The following is a 16,930-nucleotide window of genomic DNA, read 5'->3' as shown; positions in this document are numbered from 1 at the left end:
GGGGTAATCCTTCGGGTCTGGAGGTTTAGTGGCTGGCGCCGACGACGCCAAGATCGGTGAGGAGATCGCGGCGGAGGGCTTCGTGGCCGGCTGCGTCCCTTGCCGTTCCGACGTCGGGAGAAACGGTGCGGACAGTGGACACGCGGCCGCTGTCCAGGACCACGATCCGGTCCGCGAGTGCGATGGCCTCGTCCACGTCGTGCGTCACGAGCAGGACAGCCGGCCGGTGGGCGGCAACGAGGTCCCGGAGGAGTCCGTGCATCCTGATCCTGGTGAGGGCATCGAGGGCGCCGAACGGTTCGTCTGCCAGGAGCAGCTGCGGCTCACGGACCAGCGAGCGGGCCAGCGCCACGCGCTGCTGTTCGCCGCCGGACAGCTCGTGCGGCCAGGACTTCTCGCGGCCGGCGAGCCCCACTTCGGCGAGGGCCTTGCGTGCCCGGGCCTCGGCGTCGTGCTCCCGCAGCCCCAGGGTGACGTTGCCCAGCACGCTGTCCCACGGCAGCAGCCGGGAGTCCTGGAACACCACGGACACGCGCTCGGGGACCGTGATCACACCGCTGCCGCGCACGTCGTGGTCCAGCCCGGCGAGTGCCCGCAGCAGGGTGCTCTTGCCGCAGCCGCTGGGACCGAGCAGGGCCACGAACTCGCCCGGCGCAATGTCCAGGTCCACGCCGTTCAGGACGCCTTTGGGGCCAAAGCTGCGGATCAGGCCGCGGACCGAAACTGCGTTGATTGTTCCGGAAGGGGCGACGGCGGTCAGCCCGCCAGGGTGCGCTGCCATGAGAGGGCCTTTCGTTCGAAGAAGCGGACGGCGCCGTCGGACAGGAGCCCGAGAAGGCCGTAGACGGCGAGTCCGAGGACGATGATGTTGGTCTGGCCATAGGTGCGGGCGAGCTCCATCATGTAGCCGATGCCGCTGGTGGCGTTGATCTGCTCCACCACCACCAGCGACACCCAGGCGCCCGTGACCGCGAAGCGCAGGCCGAGGAAGAAACCGGGGAGGGCGCCGGGGAGGACCACCTTGCGGATGAAGGCGGCGCGGCCAAGGCCCACGGTCTGGGCAAGCTCCACATAGCGCAGGTCGATCCCGCGAAGGCCGGCATGTGTCTGCAGGTAGATCGGGACAAAGACGCCCAGGGTGATGGTGAGGACCTTCATGGTCTCGTCGATGCCGAACCACAGGATGAGCAGCGGAACCAGGGCCAGGCCGGGGATGGCGCGCTTGATCTGCACCGGCCCGTCGATGAGCGCCTCACCCACGCGGCTCAGCCCGGACAGCAGGGCCAGCAGTGCGCCGACGACGATGCCGAAGAACAGCCCCAGCCCTGCCCGCTGGGCGGAGATGGCGAGGTTTTCCTGCAGCCGGCCGTCGGCGAGGAGTTCCCCGGCGGTTGCCACCACCGTCCAGGGCTCGGAGAGGATCCGGGGATCCAGCAGCCCCGTGGCGGATGAGACTGTCCAAAGCCCCAGCAGGGCGGAGGGGCCCAGCAGCCAGGCCAGCTGCCGCCGTCGTCCTGGTCCCAGCCGGCGGCCGGTGGGCCGGACATCCTCCCGCGCGGCGAGCGCCGGGTCCAGGTGCGGTTCGACGGCGGGGCGCTCCAGCACAGGGGCGACGCTCACGCTGCACCGCCCTTGCCCGCCGCAGCGAACGCCGTGCCTGCGATGGCCTCGTAACGGCTGTCGTAGAGGTCCCCTGCCTTCAACTGCGGCTTCTTCTGTTCCCGGGCCAGCAGGTCGCTGGTCTGCTGGTGGCGTTCGATGGCCTCGGTCCAGGACGTGGGAACGTCCCGCTTGCCCGCGGCGTCGATCAGGTACTGCCCGTCCTCGGCGGAAAGCCCCTGGTCCTTGACGTAGTAGCCCTCCAGCCACTCCCTGGGGTGGTCCTCGATCCACCGCTGGGCCTTTCCCCAGGTCTCCACGTACTTGGCCAGGGCGGCGGCCTTGGCGGGATCTGCCAGGACCTTGGCGGGGGAGTACAGGTGTCCCGGATCATCCCGCAGGCCGTGCCGGAGGGTGGTGGCGCCGTCGGCCTTGTACTTGGCGAGGTAGCGCTTGATCTGCACCCCGCCCAGCGGCGCCGCATCCACCTGTTTGCTGGACAGCGCCGAGGAGTAGGCGTCACCGGTGCTGGGGAGCTCCACCAGTTTGACGTCCTCCTGCTTGAGCCCGGCCTTCTCCAGGATCCGCAGGACCAGGGCGCCCTGTGCCTGTCCGGGGCTGTACGCCACCTTCTTGCCGCGCAGGTCCTCCAGCTTGCCGATGCCGGCTCCGGGAGCGACGCCCAGTTCGTAGAGCGGGTGGTTCACGGCGTCCTGGCGGTAGGCGCTCGCGATGATCCGCACGTCCAGGCCGGTCCATGTTGCGTGGATGGGCGGGATGTCCGCCACGGAACCGACGTCCAGGGCGTTGGCCCTGAAGGCCTCCGTGGTCTGCGGGCCGCCGGAGATGTTGGCGAATTCCACGTTGATGCCGTCCAGGTCCTTGATCAGGCCGGACAATTCCAGGGCTACGCGGATGCTGGGGTCGCCTACCTTGATGGTGGTCCCCGCGGGGACTGAGGTGGCGAGCGGGGCAAACGACGCCTGGCTGGCCGGGTTGCCGGCTGTGGCGGTGCCGCCGCAGGCCGTCAGGAGGCCGACGACGGGAATGGCCAGGAGTGCGCCCAGCGCCTTGCGGCGGGTAAACGGCCGGACGGAGGTCGACTGGGGCGGGGAAAATGCAGGGAAGGTCATGGCATGCCTTTCGAAGGGTGGAATGGCGGGTGACCGGGCGCGGCGAATCGCCCGGTGACCCGGGAAAGCGGGGAGGGATAAAGGAGGGTACCGGCGTCGGGCGAATGCGCCCGACGCGCCGGAACCCTGTGCCGGAGAACCTGTGGAACTGCTGCCGAAGCTAGCGCCGGTCTGCTGCCATTCGGCGGGTCGGAACCATTCGGAAGCTGCAACAGCACGGACCCCACGTGGCGGCGCTGTCCGCGCGGCTGGAGATGTCAGGCATCGGGTCCTCCTTCTCGTATCAGGTGCTGTTTTCATGGGCCTGGCCGGTGCCGTTGAATCACCTAAGCACGCCTGTCCAGGCCTTGGCCAGCAGTGCGAAACGGAAGCTCAACAGGACGAAACGGCGCTACTCATTGCGCCATTCGCGGGTCACAACGGGCAACGCGGCGCCATGGTCCGCAATGCGGGTTAATGTGGCTGGAAGGGTTGTGGGACGTTGCTGACAGGAGAAACACATGGATCGCCGGGTCCTCGCCGCGGCAGCCGCGGGCACATGCATCCTGCTGGCTGGCTGCACTGCCGCTCCGGCTCCCGCGCCGGCAACCACGTCCCCTGCACCGGCGACCTCCTCCACGCCTCCATCCGCTCCGGCGTCCTCCGTCCCCGCAACTGACCCCGCGCCCGCAGCGGCAGCCACCATCGCCGGCACGCCCCAGCCGGTTGCCACAGGCCTCAAGGCTCCGTGGTCGGTGGTCTTCCGCGACGGGACGCCGCTGGTCAGCGAGCGGAACAGCGGGCAGGTCCTGGAACTTTCCCCTGATGGCTCGGCGCGGTCCATCGGGACCGTCCAGGGTGTAGCTGCACGGGGAGAATCAGGGCTGTTGGGCCTTGCCGTTGGCAGCCAGGGCGACCTGTACGTGTATTCGACGGCGGCGGACGGCAACCGGGTCCAGCGGTTTCCGGTCAACGGCGAACCGGGCTCACTGTCGCTGGGGCAGCCGGACACGCTCCTCGAACGCATCCCGTCCGCGAGTATCCACGACGGCGGCCGGATCGCCTTCGGTCCCGACGGCATGCTCTACGTGACGGCCGGTGATGCGAGCCGGCGCGACAGCGCCCAGGACCGGGAGTCGCTCGCCGGAAAGATCCTGCGGATGACTCCCGACGGTGGCGTCCCGGCGGACAACCCCTACCCGGGATCGCTGGTCTACAGCTACGGCCACCGCAACCCGCAGGGCCTGGCGTGGGCGGACGACGGAACCATGTTCGCCACCGAGTTCGGCCAGAACACGTGGGACGAGCTGAACATCATCACCCCCGGCGCCAACTACGGCTGGCCAACGGTGGAGGGCATCGCCGGCAGGCCGGGCTTCGTGGACCCGGTGCAGCAGTGGCAGCCCGGAGCCGCAAGCCCCAGCGGCATGGCCCATGCGGGCGGAACACTGTTCCTGGCCAACCTGCGCGGACAGGTCCTGCGGTCCGTCCCCGTCTCCAACCCCGCCACATCCACGGAGCATTTCAGCCGTGAGTACGGCAGGATCCGGGACGTGGCGCTGGCCCCTGACGGCCGGCTGTGGATCCTGACCAACAACACCGACGGCCGCGGCGATCCCCGCGCCGGGGATGACCGGATCCTCGCCGTCGACCTCGAATGGTGAGCCGGCGCCCCGTTAGGTCCGCGCGCCGGCCTGGGCCAGTTCCACGATGTTCTCGGTGGCGGCCCAGGAAGCGAGGAGTTTGAGGGCCTCATCGGAGGGGCTGCCGGGTGTGGCCGGGTAGACGGTCAGCGAATGCCCGGGGTCCTCCTCCAGCCCCAGCACCTGGAAGTTCAGTTCCAGGAGCCCCACCACGGGGTGCTGGAAGAGTTTTGTTCCCGCGTAGTGGCGGCGGACGTTGTGCGCAGCCCAGCGCGTCCGGAACTCGTCGCTGCGCATGGAGAGCTCCCCAATGAGTTCGGCAATCCCCTTGTCGTGCGGATTCCGGCCCGCCTCGCGCCGCAGGATGGCAACATTGGTGTTCGCTGCCCGTTCCCAGTCGATATAGAAGCTGTGGGCCCGGGGATCCAGGAAGATGAACCGCGAGTGGTTCGCGGGCCTGGCCGTGCTGCGGTACATGTCGGAGTACAGCGCGTAGCCCAGGGTGTTGGCGGCCACGATGTCCATCCGGTTATTTCCGATGAATGCCGGCGCGCCGGTGATGGTGTCCAGCAGGAACTGCAGCTCCGGCCGGACCCCTGACGGCACCGGGGGCGCCGCCCGCTTGCGTCCCGACGTGTTGGCTGTCCGGGCGAGGTCGTAGAGGTGGTCGTGCTCGGCGCGGTCCAGCTCCAGTGCGCGGGCGATGGCGTCAAGAACACTGTCCGAGACACCCGTGAGGTTTCCGCGTTCCAGGCGCGTGTAGTAGTCAACGCTGACGCCGGCAAGCCTGGCCACTTCCTCCCTGCGGAGCCCGGGGACTCGACGGCGCCCGCCGTAGGGTTCAATTCCTGCCTGCTCGGGCGTGATGCGCCCACGTCGGGTGGACAGGAACTGTCGTACCTCGGCTCGGTTATCCATAAAGGACACGTTACGACGAATCGGAAAGCCGTAAGGAGGGTCTGCCGAAACCCGTTTCAGCAGGACCATCGCTCCGCCTTCCGGCGGCCGGTTTGATGGGAACAACCCTTTTCAGCCATCAAGCGGATGGAGCATCAACCCATGCTGCCTACCACTGTGCGGGCGCCGTCAGCGAGCACCGTTCCCGCAACCCTGGTGGCCACGGTCATCTTCCTGACGGCCGTGGCGCCGCTGGCAACGGACATGTATGTTCCGGCCTTTCCCCGCGTTTCGGCGGAGTTCAGCACCACAGCGTCCGCCGTGCAGCTGACCCTGACCACGTTCTTCGCCGGGATGGGGCTGGGACAGCTGGTGGGCGGGCCGTTCAGCGACCAGCGCGGCCGGCGGCTGCCGCTGGTGGCCGGCACCCTGCTGATGACGGCGGCATCGGTTGCGTGTGCCCTGTCACCGGACGTCGGAATCCTGATGCTGGCCCGCTTCGTGCAGGGCTTTGGCGGCGGCTGGGCCATGGTCATCGGCCGAGCCGTCATTGTTGACCTGGCCCACGGTCCACAGCTGGTCCGGGTACTCAACATCGTGATGGGGATCGGCGGTGTTGCGCCCATCATCAGCCCGCTGCTCGGGGCGGTCATCCTGCAACTGACCGGGTGGCGGATGACGTTCTGGACGCTCGCCGCCCTTGGCATCCTCATGACGCTCTGTGCCCTGTTCGTCGTTCCGGAATCGCTCCCGCCGGAGAAGCGCCACCCAGGCGGGCTGGCTGAATTCGGCCGCGCGGCCAAGTCCGTGCTCTCAAACCGCCGTTTTGTTGGCTACGTGGTGGTGGCGTCGTCGGCCTTCATTGCCTTGTTCGCGTATGTGGCGACGTCCGCGTTCATCCTGCAGGGCATGAACAGCCTGTCTCCGGTCATGTATTCGATCGTGTTCGCCGCGAACGCCGGCGGCATGACCATCGCGGCCCTGCTGTCTGCCCGCCTGGCAGGCCACGTATCAACGAGGAAAGTCATCTTTGCGGGCCAGCTCCTCGCCCTTGCCGCGGGGGTGGCCATGCTCGCCGGGGCGCTGTGGTGGGACACTACGCTGCTGGTGGCCATGGGCTGCTTCTTTGTCCTCATGGTGGCCCAGGGCCTGATCAACACCAACGGCGGCGCCCTCGCCTCGGCGGAGGTACCCGAGCACCCGGGGACCAGCTCGGCGGTCCTGGGACTCGTGCAGTGGACCACCGCCGGAATCGTGGCGCCGATCGCGGGCCTGGGCGGCGAGGACACGGCCATTCCCATGGCGCTGCTGATGATTGGCGGCGCACTGCTGTCCCTGGTGGGACTCCTTGTCCTGGCCCGCCCGCACAACCCCTAAGGGTAGGACTGCCAGAACCAGTTACAACAGGGCCACCGCTACGGACCTCGGAAGCCGGTGTGATGGCATTGCCCGCCTGTACCATTTCAATAATCCCCCAAAACAGACCTCAGGAGACCCATGACCACCGTCAAGGCTTACGCATCCCCGTCCTCGACTGAGGACCTCATACCCACCACCATCGAACGCCGCGAAGTCGGCCCCAACGACGTCCTGATCGAGATCAAGTTCGCTGGCATCTGCCATTCGGACATCCACACGGTCCGCGGCGACTGGGGCCCGCAGCAGTACCCGCTGGTTCCCGGCCATGAGATCGCGGGCGTCGTCACCCAGGTAGGGCCCGCCGTCACCCGGCACGCCGTGGGCGACCGCGTCGGCGTTGGCTGCATGGTCAACTCCTGCAAGGAGTGCGCCAACTGCCTGAAGGGCGAGGAGCAGTACTGCCTCAAGGGCAACGTCGGCACCTATGGGGCCGTGGACCGCGACGGCACCATTACCCAGGGCGGCTACTCCACCCACGTTGTGGTGACCGAAGACTTCGTGGTCCGGATTCCCGAGGGCATCGAACTCGACGCCGCCGCGCCGCTCCTCTGTGCCGGCATCACCACCTACTCGCCGCTGCGCCACTGGGGTGCGGGACCCGGCAAGAAGGTCGCCGTCGTCGGGCTCGGCGGGCTCGGCCATATGGCCGTCAAGCTTGCCCACGCGATGGGCGCCGAGGTGACCGTGCTGTCCCAGTCGCTCAAGAAGCAGGAGGACGGCCTGAAACTGGGCGCCGACCACTACTACGCCACCAGCGATGAAAACACCTTCGCCGACCTGGCCGGCAGCTTCGACCTGATCATCAACACCGTCAGCGCCTCAATCGACATCAGCTCCTACCTGCAGCTGCTGACCCTCGACGGTGCGCTGGTGAACGTCGGCGCCCCCGCCGAACCGCTCCCGGTCAACGCATTCGCGCTCATCACGGGCCGCCGCTCCTTCGCCGGTTCCATGATCGGCGGCATCCGCGAAACGCAGGAGATGCTGGACTTCTGCGCCGAGCACGGCCTCGGCGCGGAGATCGAGGTCATCCCCGCGGAGAAGATCAATGAGGCCTACGAGCGCGTCCTCGCCTCGGACGTCCGCTACCGCTTCGTGATCGACACCGCCACCCTCTAACAACGCAACGCGTTCGACGGCGGCCGGTCCCGGAAAGGGGCCGGCCGCCGTCGTGCGTGCGGGCGCCTTCTCCGGCAATCCCGTGCCAGGGACGCAACGAATAACCGGCATGAACTACTACACCCCGGCGGCGCAGGACCGGGCCCGGGACGCCGCATCCGATGCCATCGATAAAGTGCTCAACGGCATGTCCGAACCGTTGAGCAGGCACGCCCTGAACGCGCGCTGGAAGAAGGCGTGCGAAGCCATGGACAGGTACCTGGAAGCGCAGGACACGGGCGAGGAATAGGCCCCGCTCCGGTCAGGGCCGCAGGGCTGCGAGGATTTTCGCCGCCGGGCCATCGACCGTGTGCTTAAAACCCGTTCCGGCCCACAGGCTCATGTATTCCGGATCCCCGGCAGCCGATGCTGCCGCGCGCAGGGGAGCGGTGAGGTGGTGGATCTCCGGGTATCCGTATGGGGCGTCACCGTCATGCCGGCGCATGAATTCGTTGTGCAGCCCGCGTGCGTTCCGTCCCGAGAAGGACCGGGTGACCGAGGTGGCGGTGAAGCGGCCGGAGGCCAGGGCCATCCGGTGCGGTGCCTTCGTTCCCGCCTCGTCCGCACGCAGGAAGGCTGTTCCGGCCTGGACCGCCACAGCTCCGCGGGCGAGGGCGGCCTGTGTGTCGGCAGCGGTGGTGATTCCGCCGGCTGCTATCAGTGGGACCCGGAGATCCGCCAACTCCTCAAGCAGTCCGTGCAGGGACTCATTTTCCGGCCGCCGCGCGGGGTCGAAGGTGCCGCGGTGTCCGCCGGCCTCGGGTCCCTGGACGCAGAGCGCGTCAACGCCTGCGTCCACTGCCCGGAGTGCTTCAGGCCGCGAGGTTACTGTGCTGATGACGTAGACGCCCCGCTGACGCAGGGCGGCCACCACGGCTGGGTCCGGAAGATCGAAAGTGAAGGAGGCGACGGCGGGCGCCTCCTTCAGCAGGACGTCCAACTTGGCGTCCCATTCGTCGTCGTCGTGGCGCGGATCGCCCAGGGCGGCGCCCAGGCGTTCCGCCTCCGGCGCCAGGGAACGGGCGTACTGGTCCAGTGCCTGGGGGCTGATCATCGAGGGCTGCGGGACGAACACGTTGACGCCGAAGGGGCTATCGGTCAGCCGACGGGTGGCCTCGATCTCCGCCTTCACGGCTGAGGCGGTCTTGTAGCCCGCTGCAAGGAAGCCCAGTCCTCCTGCCGTGCTTACCGCAGCCGCCAGTTCCGGCGTTGACGGACCGCCGGCCATCGGCGCCTGGACCACGGGCGCCGGCAGGGAGGAGATATTGAATAGGGGCTTGTTGGTGGCGGGAGAATCCAAGATGTCAGGCCGCTTTCTGGCTGGGGGTCAGTACAGGAAAATGCTGATCCACTCGCGGTTGTGCGCGTGGATCAGCACCAGGAACAGGACAAAGTCGAATAGCAGGTGGACGCTCACAATGTAGGACAGCGACTTGGTGACAGTGAACAGCCGGGCCTGCAGCAGGGCAAACGGGAAGATGAAGAAGGGCGCCCAGGAGTGGAAGCCCAGCTCCCACAGGAAGGACGTGAACAGAACGGCCTGCAGCAGGTTTGCCTGCCAGTCCGGGAGGTGCCGGCGCAGCAGGGTGAACGCGGTGCAGATGAAGAAGAGCTCGTCCCAGATGCCCAGCACGTTCGTCCCCAGGAAGAGACGGACGATGCCGTCAGGGTCGCTCACTGCCGGCCAGTTGTTGTAGACGCCGGTGCGGATCATGTACACGGGCATCAGGGCATAGCCGATCACCAGGACAGCAGGCAGGTACCATTTTTCGGCGCGCGTCCACGGCGTTCCGGTCCTGATCGGGAACCGGATGGCGTGGTCCTTGGTGACGAACCGCGAGACAGTGTAGGGAATGCCGACGGCCAGGACCATGGCCGTTCCCATCACCACCATGTGCTCGGTGCTGATATCCGTGGTGATGGGGACCAGGCTCATGGCCGTCAGTCCAACTCCGATCAGGGCAAGGTCAACCAGCAGGCGGCGGCTGATGAAGCCGGCCACCGCCAGCGCGGCGGCCAAAAGCAGGAAACCCGAAAGGCGGTCCTGCCACGCGAAGAGCAGGAAGCCCGACGCCGACACAAGGGCCGCCGGGAGCAATGAAAGTGACGCCGCGGCCGGCTGCGCAGTGCCCGCCAGGGCGGCGTCGGCTTGCGTTTGTGGTTGCTGCCTCATGGTTACCTTTGATGCTCGGGCGGCGCTTCGGCCTGGATGCCACACAGTTTACTTGCCGCTCACCAGAGCAGGGAAAGGCCAGCGTCAACCCCTCCCGGGCGGGCGGTTAACGCAAGCGGACGACGACGGGAGGGCCCGGCGTCGTCCGCTTGCGTTGTTGGCGTGGTTGGTTAGGCGGAGGCCAGCGCCTTGCCCTCGCCGCGCAGGCTCAGGGTGAAGGTGTTGGGGCCGCTGCAGGTGACGGCGACGCGGCAGGTGGTGGTGTTGTGCCGCGCGGAAAGGTCGCTGGCCGCGGAATCAAGAGTGTGGTGGAGCGTAGACCGGTCCCAGATTTTGAGGGTCACGGAGTCATTGGCATCGAACGTCATTATTCAACTTCCATTTCTTGCGGTTGGCGGCCTGGAATCTTCATTGCCCGGGCCGTGTCCTCGTCGATGAGGACGGACTGCAGGTGGGAAAGCGCATTCCCGTATTTCAATAGTGGCGGTTGTCCAAAGGGTTGGCAACCGAATCCGGACCGATGTGACCAAGCACACCGGCCGTCAGCGGGCTGCGGACTTCTTTGTGTGCAGTCCCGGCCGACATCTTCCATAGTGCCCAGCGGGCAGCGTCGCCCTCAACATTGTTGCGAGTGAATCCCATCACGTCCGCCCGTGCAAACTGCTGCCCGCGCCGGAGGGAGGGCCGTCACTCGTCGAAGTAGGTCTCGATTTCCTTCTCGCCGGCGATGGAGGCGATTACCGCCGCGGCCACCTCCCGGAGCTTGATGTTGCGTGTGCTGGAGGCCTTGGTGAGGATTTTGAAAGCGGTCTCCCGGCTGCACCTGTTCTCGGCCATGATGGCTCCCACGGCCATGTCGATGATGGTGCGCGACTCCAGGGCGGTGGAGAGGTCGGCTTTAGTCTCGCTGAGTTGTGTGATGCGAAGGACCAGCCTCAGCGATCCCGCTGCCTGGCGGGCAAAGGACTCCACCGTGGAGATGTCTTCAGCTGAAAAGCCGTCGCTGCGGCCTGAGTAGAGATTCAGGACGGCGTCGGCATCACCGGCCAAATCCAGCGGTACGGCCAGGATGGAGCCGACTCCCTCTGCCCGGGCCACTTTCACGTACGGGGCCCAGCGGTGCTCGCCCGCCAGGTCTTGGACCAGCAGCGGACTTTTTGTGCGCAGGGCCGTAAGGCAGGGGCCGTCACCGAAACCGTTCTGCAGTTCGTCCAAGGCACGCGCTTCGGCGTCACTGCTGGCCACCGCTTTGGGTCTTTTGTGGCGGATTACAGTGACTCCGGCGTGGACCTTGCTGCCTGGCATGGACAGCCGGTCAGCGGCAACCACGGCAAGGTCGGTGAGAAAGCCGGCGATGTCCTGGCTGTCCAGGACCAGTTCCTGCAGCGTTATGTCTATTTCCGCAGAATTCGGCGTGACGGGAGTACCGCCCGCCCCGTTCGCGTGGGTTGTCATGAAGCATCACCATCTGTCAGTTCCGTCATCGCCGTGGCAATCAAGCCCACTTGCGCGGCCCCTCTGCGCTCTTCGGCTGCCCGGTCCGGTTTTTCGGGTCCCCCGGCCCCAAGGGGGTTCATCCCTTACCCTCCGTCGCCGTGCCTCGTTGGGAGATCTGCTCCCTGCACGATGTCGTGGGCGATTTCGTGAATCTTGCGGTTGCTGGACTTCGCAGCCATGCGGAGGAGTTCCAGGGCACCGTCCCGCCCGCCCCTGTGCTGAAGCATTATCAGGGACACGGCAGCATCGACGATTGCCCTCGATTTGAGCGCCGCCCTGAGGTGCTCGGGGTGGACCTCCACCCCGTGCAGGCGCATTGCTATCCGGAGGACCCTGGACATGGACGCTGCATGCTGCTCCAGGAGGACCACTGTTTCCTCATCGAATGCACTGGCCGTCCCTGCATAGCAGTTCAAGCTCGCCCGGGATGACCTTCCTGTGGGGATGGGGACAGCGAGGACGGAGCGGACGCCCTCCTGGAGTGCCGCCTCTGCGTAGCCACTCCAGCGCTCGTCGCCCAAGAGGTCCGGAACCCACACCAGGCGCTGGTGCCGGGCCGCGGAGAGGCAGGGGCCCTCGCCGAACGAATACTGGGTTTCATCCAGCCGCCGGCCCTCTTCGCTGCTGCTGGCGACCGTTGACAATCCGCCGTCGCGCTCAACGGTGATGGTGCATGTGACCGGGCCGTCGGCACCCGCCATGGATGCGGAAAGGGTGGCCAGTCCCAGGAGGAATTCAGGGAAACCTGGACTTTCGAGCAGCAGGTCCTGCATCTGGTCCGACGTAGTGAGTGTGCTTTCCTTGGCCATCAGGCCTCGATCTCCCTGGGTGCACCAGAAGCCTGGCCTCTGGCTGGCGGCCGCTGCTCTCTACGCTGGCTGGCCCGAGTATTCAACCTCCGGATGGTTTCTGTCCCGAAAATCTCCTACTACCGACATTACGCCCCTGCAGGGGCTATTGATATGCGGCGGCCCAGTGGAGCTACTCGTCCCGGTCCGGCTGCCGGCTGGTGCTGTCTTCGCTGCCGGGTTGTCCCTCGCCTGCGGAATCGGGAACGCCGGAAGCGGCGCCGCTGTCGAAGTCGTCAGAATAGGGTGCGCGCGGCCGCGGGAGATCGTCAATCAGCTCGTTTGCCGCCAGCGCCAGCAGGTCGCGCTGGACCGGGGGCAGGGAGAGGAGCCCTTGAAGATAGGCTTCCACCTCATATTCCCCTGCGTCTCCCGACAGGCTGAAGTATTTCAGCCACAGTTCTGACGCCGGGATATCCGCTGCCTTCATGGCTGCCCGGAGCCGGCGCCGCTGTTCCGGTTCGTTGGGATCAAAGCCCATTGCAGGTCCTAGGCCCCGGGAGGCAGCGTCCCGGCGAGGACGCGTTCGCTGACGTGCTGCAATGCTGTGTTCTCGTTGCGGGCAAATTTCATCAGCTGCTGCAGGGCGGCTTCATGGGTTAGGCCCAACCGCTCCATCAGCGCTCCGCAGGCACGGTTCACCAGGTCCCGGGTGTAGAGGGATGCCTGCAGGCCCTCGGTCATTCGGTGCGGGGCTTCGCTGGCCTGGATGTGGGCGAGCAAGGTGGCCGCCGGGGCCGCGAAGAGCTGGAGCAGGGCCGCGCTGGATTCGTCATAGACGCCGGGAGCGGCGGCGTACAACTTAAGTGCGCCAAGGGATTCGCGGCCGGCAATCAGGGGTGCGCTGACCACTGACGTTATGGGCAGGCCCCTGACGGCCTTCCGCCACTCAGGCCACCGCTGCTCACGCGCCAGGTCACTGACCAGCATGGGTTCCTCTGCCGCCCACGCGGTCAGGCAGGGTCCTTCGCCGCACTCGTATTGGATGGCATCGGCCTTGCTCACAATCCGGTCGGTGTACCCGCTGCTGGTGCGGCGCCCGCGGGCGTCCATGAGCGAGACGCCGGCCCCAATGGTGCCGGCAACCGACTCCTTGGCGGCCTGCGCCAGGAGCCGGACAGCCGTGGTGGCCTTTTCCTCCGTCAGCAGCAGCCCCTGAATCCGAGCAACGAGAGTGCTGAGCTCGTCAAGGGGAAGTTGCTGCGCCATAGTCTCAGCATAGGGCCAAGCCCCGGAGGTCTTCCCTTCCCGCATCGGGAATTTCCCGCGGCCGGGCCCGCCCAAACGTCGGCTGTGGTCCGCACAGCGCGGGGTTCCCGCGATGGGGGCGGCGTACCCGCAGCCCATCAGCAGGCGGGACAGTAAGATGGGCCCATGTCGAGTTCACCGGATAGAGAACAGATCGAAGAGCTTCAGAGCATTCTGGTGGGCGCAGACAACGTTGTTGAGTTCCTGACCGGACTCGCCGGGCTTGCTGCAGCATCTGTTTCCGACGTTGCGGGCGACCACATTGAATGTGCAGTCACCCTGAAACTGCGGCGAAAGCCCACTACTGTCGCCGGCAGCAGCCAGCGCGCAGTCGAACTGGACCAGGTTGAACAGTCCGTGGGGGACGGTCCGTGCATCAAAGCGCTGCGGGAGATGTCCCCGGTGATCGTGGACGATGTTGCCACGGATCCCCGGTGGCCGGAGTTGACCCGACAGTTGGCAGAAGCAAACGTCCGCAGTTCCCTGGGGGTGCCGCTGGAGATCAGCAACGAGGCCAGCGTTGCCTTGAATTTCTTTGCGTCGAAGCCGGGCATGTTCACCGCCAATGTTTACGAAAAGGCCCTGGGCTTCGCTGCAGCCGCGCACAACACGCTCCATCTGTCGGTCCGCCTCGATACTGCGCAAAGCCGCGCGGACAACCTGGAGGCGGCCATGCAAAGCAGGACCGCCATCAATCTGGCATGCGGAGTCATCATGGCCCAGAACAGGTGCTCCCAGGCAGAAGCGATGGACATCCTCACCAAGGTTTCCAGCAACCGCAACAGGAAGTTGCGGGACGTCGCAGCGGAACTGATCGAACAACTGACCGGTGACAGCGTCCAGACGCACTTCGACGCATAAGGAAGGGCTGCCCTGCCGTCCGGATCCTCAGGCCGCACGCAGGACGGATACGCTGCAGCCCGTCCCGGACCTGCGGATGTCCCAGCAGTTGCCGCTGCCGAGCACCTCAAAGCCGTCATCCCCCGGTGCAGCCAGGACCAGGGCTGTGTTCTCATCGATGGCTACAGCCCTGTCCACCAGGCCCCCGGCCACGGCACCCACAGCCCGGCTGAGCGTGCCCGCCTGGGCCGCATGCACATCCACGGCGAACGGGGCCAGGCCCAGTCCGCCCCGGATCTCGACGTCCGCCAGGCCCTCTGAGCATTCCCCGCCACAGACTTCTATGCCGCGAATGACGTGACCCCCTATCAGTGCCCTCCGGGGCGCCACCATGGCCCCTGCGGAAAAGCCGAGGTACGGCGTACCGGCACCAATCACCCGTGAGATGGCGGCCGCAGAGGTGCTGAGCCCGTCCCAGTACGCCGGCGTCAGCCCGCCGCCCACCACCACGCCGTGGACGCCGTGGAACACGGCCGGATCCGCCGGACAATCCGAAGTGAGCAGGACCGGCACCAGCGCAATCGGTGCGCGGGCCAGGAGCGGTTCCGCGTACTCCCGCAGGGCTTCCTCAGGGTTCCCGCCGCGGTGGTGCACCGCCACGGCAATCCGGACGGGACGTTCCCCGCCGCTGTGTTCCTGGACGTCGCGGACGAAGCGGTCGAACAGTTCAGGGAAGGCTGCAGGGTCCGGACCGGCGCCCGCCAGAAAGATGCTCATGGGCTTCAAGCTACCGGGAAGCGGGGCCTTTGCGGCGGAAGGGTGGAAAGGCTATCGGCGCCCATTGACACCGGGGCCGCGCGGGACTATCGTACAACCAAATGGTTGTATATCAGCTCAGCGAAACCGAACTTGACCGCCTGTTCCAGGCGCTCGCCGACAGCACCCGGCGCGATATTGTGCGCCGGGTGACGGTGGGGGAGTATTCGGTATCCGGCCTCGCTGGCCTGTACGCCATGAGCTTCGCCGCAGTCCAGAAGCACGTTGCGGTGTTGGAGCGCGCATCCCTGGTGACCAAGGAAAAGCGCGGAAGGGAGCAGATTGTGCGGGGTAACCATGAAGGCCTGCAAAAAGCCCGGCGGCTGCTCGACGAGTATGAGGCGATCTGGCGGCAGCGCGTCGACCGGATCGCAGACATCCTGGCTGAAGGATAGGAAGGTTGCGCAATGCCTGTTATCAGTTCCACCAAGAATCTCGAGGCCCTCAGCCTCACCCTCGTAGCGGAGTTCGACGCCGGCGTCGAGCGCGTCTGGCAGGTCTGGGAAGACCCGCGCCAGCTGGAGCGCTGGTGGGGTCCGCCCAACTATCCGGCCACGTTTGACCGGTTCGACTTCCAGCCCGGCGGGAAGGCCGACTATTACATGACCACCCCCGAAGGTGAGAAGCCCCGAGGCTGGTGGAAATTCAGGACCATCGAGCCGCCGCGCAAGCTCGAATTCGATGACGGCTTCGCTGACGAAACCGGAGCGCCCTTGGACGCCATGGGCAGTGCCCACGCCGCTGTTGGCCTGGAGGACATCGGCGGCCGCACCCGCATGACCATCATGTCCACCTTCGATTCCGAAGAGCAGATGGAAGAGATGGTCAAGATGGGCATGGAAGAGGGCATGAAGGAGGCTTTAGGCCAGATCGACGCGATCCTGGCCGAGCACGCCAACGCCTGACCCGCTAAGCCTCACGGCACCAGGGAAAGCGTACGACGACGGGACGTCCCGCCGTCGTACGCTTTCCTTTGTCCGCGGGCTGGCTGCGCCGGGCAGGCGTTGAACGGGGCCGCGAGCTTCTGAATACTGGAAGGAAGCATCATTCCTAAGTGAGGCGGTGGCGGCGGTGGGCGGCGGTGCGAAGGATATCCGGAGGCGCCTGGAGCGCGCCGCTGAGGTCCGGTCCTACCGCGGAGCCGGCATCAGCGCCGAGGAGGAAGCCGCGCTCGACGCCCTCGATGCGCAGGAACGCGAGAAGCGCAAGAAGGTAAGTGACGCAGCCCGGGCAGAATACCTGGTCCGCGATGCCATGGCGCAGGGCAAATTCGACAACCTCAAATACGCTGGCAAACCGATTCCGGGGCTGGGGGAGCGGTACGACCCGGACTGGTGGGTCAAAGGGCTCATCCAGCGGGAGAACCTCAGCGGGCTTGGCCCCGCCGCGATCCTGCTCCGTACCGAGGACGCGGAGCTTGATGCCAGGCTCGATGCCCAGTACGCGGAGCAGCAGGTGCGGGACATCCTGCAGGACTTCAATCGGCGGGTCATCGATGCCAGGCGCCAGCTTCAGGGTGGTCCGCCGGTGGTCACCAAGACCCGTCTGGTGGACGAAGAGGTGGTGCGGTGGCGCGAACGCCGTGCCGCCCGTCCCGCAGAGGCGCCGCCGGAACCGGAACCGCGGCACTCGTGGTGGCAGCGGCTGTGGAAGGGGACCGGCTAGCGGGTTGCTTCCACG

General features: G+C 66.6%; 20 protein-coding genes. 8 read left to right on the top strand and 12 right to left on the bottom strand.

Going from position 1 to position 16,930, the window contains the following annotated elements; genetic code table 11:
- Positions 1-25: 25 nt before the first annotated feature.
- The 3 genes from C3B78_RS17005 to C3B78_RS16995 are packed head-to-tail and all read right to left on the bottom strand — an operon-like array spanning position 26 to position 2,732.
- Positions 26-781 carry an ABC transporter ATP-binding protein gene (locus C3B78_RS17005; protein ID WP_104999101.1) on the bottom strand — a complete coding sequence of 252 codons (756 nt, stop codon included), beginning with the start codon at positions 779-781 and terminating at the stop codon, positions 26-28.
- Entirely contained in the window at positions 757-1,620 is an 864-nt protein-coding gene (locus tag C3B78_RS17000; RefSeq protein WP_104999100.1) for an ABC transporter permease, read from the bottom strand. The genes C3B78_RS17005 and C3B78_RS17000 overlap by 25 nt, the downstream gene beginning before the upstream one ends.
- Entirely contained in the window at positions 1,617-2,732 is a 1,116-nt protein-coding gene (locus tag C3B78_RS16995; protein ID WP_104999099.1) for an ABC transporter substrate-binding protein, read from the bottom strand. The genes C3B78_RS17000 and C3B78_RS16995 overlap by 4 nt, the downstream gene beginning before the upstream one ends.
- A gap of 500 nt (positions 2,733-3,232) precedes the next feature.
- Here C3B78_RS16995 and C3B78_RS16990 point away from each other — a divergent pair, with 500 nt between their 5' ends.
- A complete protein-coding gene (locus tag C3B78_RS16990) occupies positions 3,233-4,375 on the top strand; it encodes a PQQ-dependent sugar dehydrogenase (RefSeq protein WP_104999098.1) in 1,143 nt (380 codons plus the stop codon).
- A gap of 12 nt (positions 4,376-4,387) precedes the next feature.
- Here C3B78_RS16990 and C3B78_RS16985 read toward each other — a convergent pair whose 3' ends face one another.
- Positions 4,388-5,272 (bottom strand): helix-turn-helix transcriptional regulator, encoded by an 885-nt coding sequence (locus C3B78_RS16985; RefSeq protein ID WP_104999862.1) that lies wholly within the window; start codon positions 5,270-5,272, stop codon positions 4,388-4,390.
- A gap of 141 nt (positions 5,273-5,413) precedes the next feature.
- Here C3B78_RS16985 and C3B78_RS16980 point away from each other — a divergent pair, with 141 nt between their 5' ends.
- The 3 genes from C3B78_RS16980 to C3B78_RS16970 all read left to right on the top strand — a co-directional run bounded on the left by C3B78_RS16980 (position 5,414) and on the right by C3B78_RS16970 (position 8,078).
- Positions 5,414-6,628 (top strand): multidrug effflux MFS transporter, encoded by a 1,215-nt coding sequence (locus C3B78_RS16980; RefSeq protein ID WP_104999097.1) that lies wholly within the window; start codon positions 5,414-5,416, stop codon positions 6,626-6,628.
- 120 nt (positions 6,629-6,748) lie between these two features.
- The gene (locus C3B78_RS16975; RefSeq protein WP_104999096.1) at positions 6,749-7,789 is read left to right on the top strand and encodes an NAD(P)-dependent alcohol dehydrogenase; all 1,041 of its coding nucleotides are present in this window, start codon (positions 6,749-6,751) and stop codon (positions 7,787-7,789) included.
- Between the two features lie 109 nt (positions 7,790-7,898).
- On the top strand, positions 7,899-8,078 hold the full coding sequence (locus C3B78_RS16970) for a hypothetical protein (protein WP_104999095.1): 180 nt from the start codon (positions 7,899-7,901) through the stop codon (positions 8,076-8,078).
- Positions 8,079-8,090: 12 nt separating this feature from the next.
- Here C3B78_RS16970 and C3B78_RS16965 read toward each other — a convergent pair whose 3' ends face one another.
- The 7 genes from C3B78_RS16965 to C3B78_RS16935 form a co-directional block, all read right to left on the bottom strand.
- Positions 8,091-9,128 carry a nitronate monooxygenase gene (locus C3B78_RS16965; protein WP_104999094.1) on the bottom strand — a complete coding sequence of 346 codons (1,038 nt, stop codon included), beginning with the start codon at positions 9,126-9,128 and terminating at the stop codon, positions 8,091-8,093.
- Between the two features lie 27 nt (positions 9,129-9,155).
- Entirely contained in the window at positions 9,156-10,001 is an 846-nt protein-coding gene (locus C3B78_RS16960) for a CPBP family glutamic-type intramembrane protease (RefSeq protein WP_442778248.1), read from the bottom strand.
- Between the two features lie 170 nt (positions 10,002-10,171).
- On the bottom strand, positions 10,172-10,369 hold the full coding sequence (locus C3B78_RS16955; RefSeq protein ID WP_104999093.1) for a hypothetical protein: 198 nt from the start codon (positions 10,367-10,369) through the stop codon (positions 10,172-10,174).
- 319 nt (positions 10,370-10,688) lie between these two features.
- Complete coding sequence (locus C3B78_RS16950) at positions 10,689-11,456, bottom strand: GAF and ANTAR domain-containing protein (RefSeq protein ID WP_104999092.1); 768 nt, start codon at positions 11,454-11,456, stop codon at positions 10,689-10,691.
- Between the two features lie 125 nt (positions 11,457-11,581).
- Positions 11,582-12,307, bottom strand: coding sequence for a GAF and ANTAR domain-containing protein (locus C3B78_RS16945; protein WP_104999091.1), 726 nt, complete (start codon positions 12,305-12,307; stop codon positions 11,582-11,584).
- Between the two features lie 172 nt (positions 12,308-12,479).
- Complete coding sequence (locus C3B78_RS16940) at positions 12,480-12,827, bottom strand: hypothetical protein (RefSeq protein WP_234005446.1); 348 nt, start codon at positions 12,825-12,827, stop codon at positions 12,480-12,482.
- Between the two features lie 8 nt (positions 12,828-12,835).
- Positions 12,836-13,555: a GAF and ANTAR domain-containing protein gene (locus C3B78_RS16935; RefSeq protein WP_104999090.1), complete on the bottom strand. Its 720-nt coding sequence runs from the start codon at positions 13,553-13,555 to the stop codon at positions 12,836-12,838.
- 165 nt (positions 13,556-13,720) lie between these two features.
- Here C3B78_RS16935 and C3B78_RS16930 point away from each other — a divergent pair, with 165 nt between their 5' ends.
- The gene (locus C3B78_RS16930; RefSeq protein WP_104999089.1) at positions 13,721-14,455 is read left to right on the top strand and encodes an ANTAR domain-containing protein; all 735 of its coding nucleotides are present in this window, start codon (positions 13,721-13,723) and stop codon (positions 14,453-14,455) included.
- A 27-nt stretch (positions 14,456-14,482) separates the two neighbouring features.
- On the opposite strand, the gene C3B78_RS16925 is transcribed toward C3B78_RS16930, so the two are convergent.
- Positions 14,483-15,211, bottom strand: a complete 729-nt coding sequence (locus tag C3B78_RS16925; protein WP_104999088.1) for a hypothetical protein — start codon at positions 15,209-15,211, stop codon at positions 14,483-14,485.
- A gap of 101 nt (positions 15,212-15,312) precedes the next feature.
- Between C3B78_RS16925 and C3B78_RS16920 the strand changes: the two genes are divergently transcribed.
- From C3B78_RS16920 to C3B78_RS16910, 3 genes are all read left to right on the top strand, one after another.
- Entirely contained in the window at positions 15,313-15,645 is a 333-nt protein-coding gene (locus C3B78_RS16920; RefSeq protein ID WP_104999087.1) for an ArsR/SmtB family transcription factor, read from the top strand.
- A gap of 12 nt (positions 15,646-15,657) precedes the next feature.
- Positions 15,658-16,155: an SRPBCC family protein gene (locus C3B78_RS16915; RefSeq protein ID WP_104999086.1), complete on the top strand. Its 498-nt coding sequence runs from the start codon at positions 15,658-15,660 to the stop codon at positions 16,153-16,155.
- A gap of 166 nt (positions 16,156-16,321) precedes the next feature.
- The gene (locus C3B78_RS16910) at positions 16,322-16,915 is read left to right on the top strand and encodes a J-domain-containing protein (protein ID WP_104999860.1); all 594 of its coding nucleotides are present in this window, start codon (positions 16,322-16,324) and stop codon (positions 16,913-16,915) included.
- Positions 16,916-16,930 lie beyond the last annotated feature (15 nt).

Source organism: Arthrobacter sp. PGP41 (assembly GCF_002953935.1).
Classification (GTDB): domain Bacteria; phylum Actinomycetota; class Actinomycetes; order Actinomycetales; family Micrococcaceae; genus Arthrobacter.
The sequence above is the reverse complement of the archived record's forward strand: the minus strand, read 5'-3'. Positions and strand labels throughout refer to the sequence as shown.

Bases quoted from the DNA above. Each gene is read 5' to 3' on its own strand.
- C3B78_RS17005 (WP_104999101.1), bottom strand. From the start codon at position 781: ATGGCAGCGCACCCTGGCGGGCTGACCGCCGTCGCCCCTTCCGGAACA.
- C3B78_RS16995 (WP_104999099.1), bottom strand. From the start codon at position 2,732: ATGACCTTCCCTGCATTTTCCCCGCCCCAGTCGACCTCCGTCCGGCCG.
- C3B78_RS16990 (WP_104999098.1), top strand. From the start codon at position 3,233: ATGGATCGCCGGGTCCTCGCCGCGGCAGCCGCGGGCACATGCATCCTG.
- C3B78_RS16985 (WP_104999862.1), bottom strand. From the start codon at position 5,272: ATGGATAACCGAGCCGAGGTACGACAGTTCCTGTCCACCCGACGTGGG.
- C3B78_RS16980 (WP_104999097.1), top strand. From the start codon at position 5,414: ATGCTGCCTACCACTGTGCGGGCGCCGTCAGCGAGCACCGTTCCCGCA.
- C3B78_RS16975 (WP_104999096.1), top strand. From the start codon at position 6,749: ATGACCACCGTCAAGGCTTACGCATCCCCGTCCTCGACTGAGGACCTC.
- C3B78_RS16970 (WP_104999095.1), top strand. From the start codon at position 7,899: ATGAACTACTACACCCCGGCGGCGCAGGACCGGGCCCGGGACGCCGCA.
- C3B78_RS16960 (WP_442778248.1), bottom strand. From the start codon at position 10,001: ATGAGGCAGCAACCACAAACGCAAGCCGACGCCGCCCTGGCGGGCACT.
- C3B78_RS16955 (WP_104999093.1), bottom strand. From the start codon at position 10,369: ATGACGTTCGATGCCAATGACTCCGTGACCCTCAAAATCTGGGACCGG.
- C3B78_RS16950 (WP_104999092.1), bottom strand. From the start codon at position 11,456: ATGACAACCCACGCGAACGGGGCGGGCGGTACTCCCGTCACGCCGAAT.
- C3B78_RS16945 (WP_104999091.1), bottom strand. From the start codon at position 12,307: ATGGCCAAGGAAAGCACACTCACTACGTCGGACCAGATGCAGGACCTG.
- C3B78_RS16940 (WP_234005446.1), bottom strand. From the start codon at position 12,827: ATGGGCTTTGATCCCAACGAACCGGAACAGCGGCGCCGGCTCCGGGCA.
- C3B78_RS16935 (WP_104999090.1), bottom strand. From the start codon at position 13,555: ATGGCGCAGCAACTTCCCCTTGACGAGCTCAGCACTCTCGTTGCTCGG.
- C3B78_RS16930 (WP_104999089.1), top strand. From the start codon at position 13,721: ATGTCGAGTTCACCGGATAGAGAACAGATCGAAGAGCTTCAGAGCATT.
- C3B78_RS16925 (WP_104999088.1), bottom strand. From the start codon at position 15,211: ATGAGCATCTTTCTGGCGGGCGCCGGTCCGGACCCTGCAGCCTTCCCT.
- C3B78_RS16920 (WP_104999087.1), top strand. From the start codon at position 15,313: ATGGTTGTATATCAGCTCAGCGAAACCGAACTTGACCGCCTGTTCCAG.
- C3B78_RS16915 (WP_104999086.1), top strand. From the start codon at position 15,658: ATGCCTGTTATCAGTTCCACCAAGAATCTCGAGGCCCTCAGCCTCACC.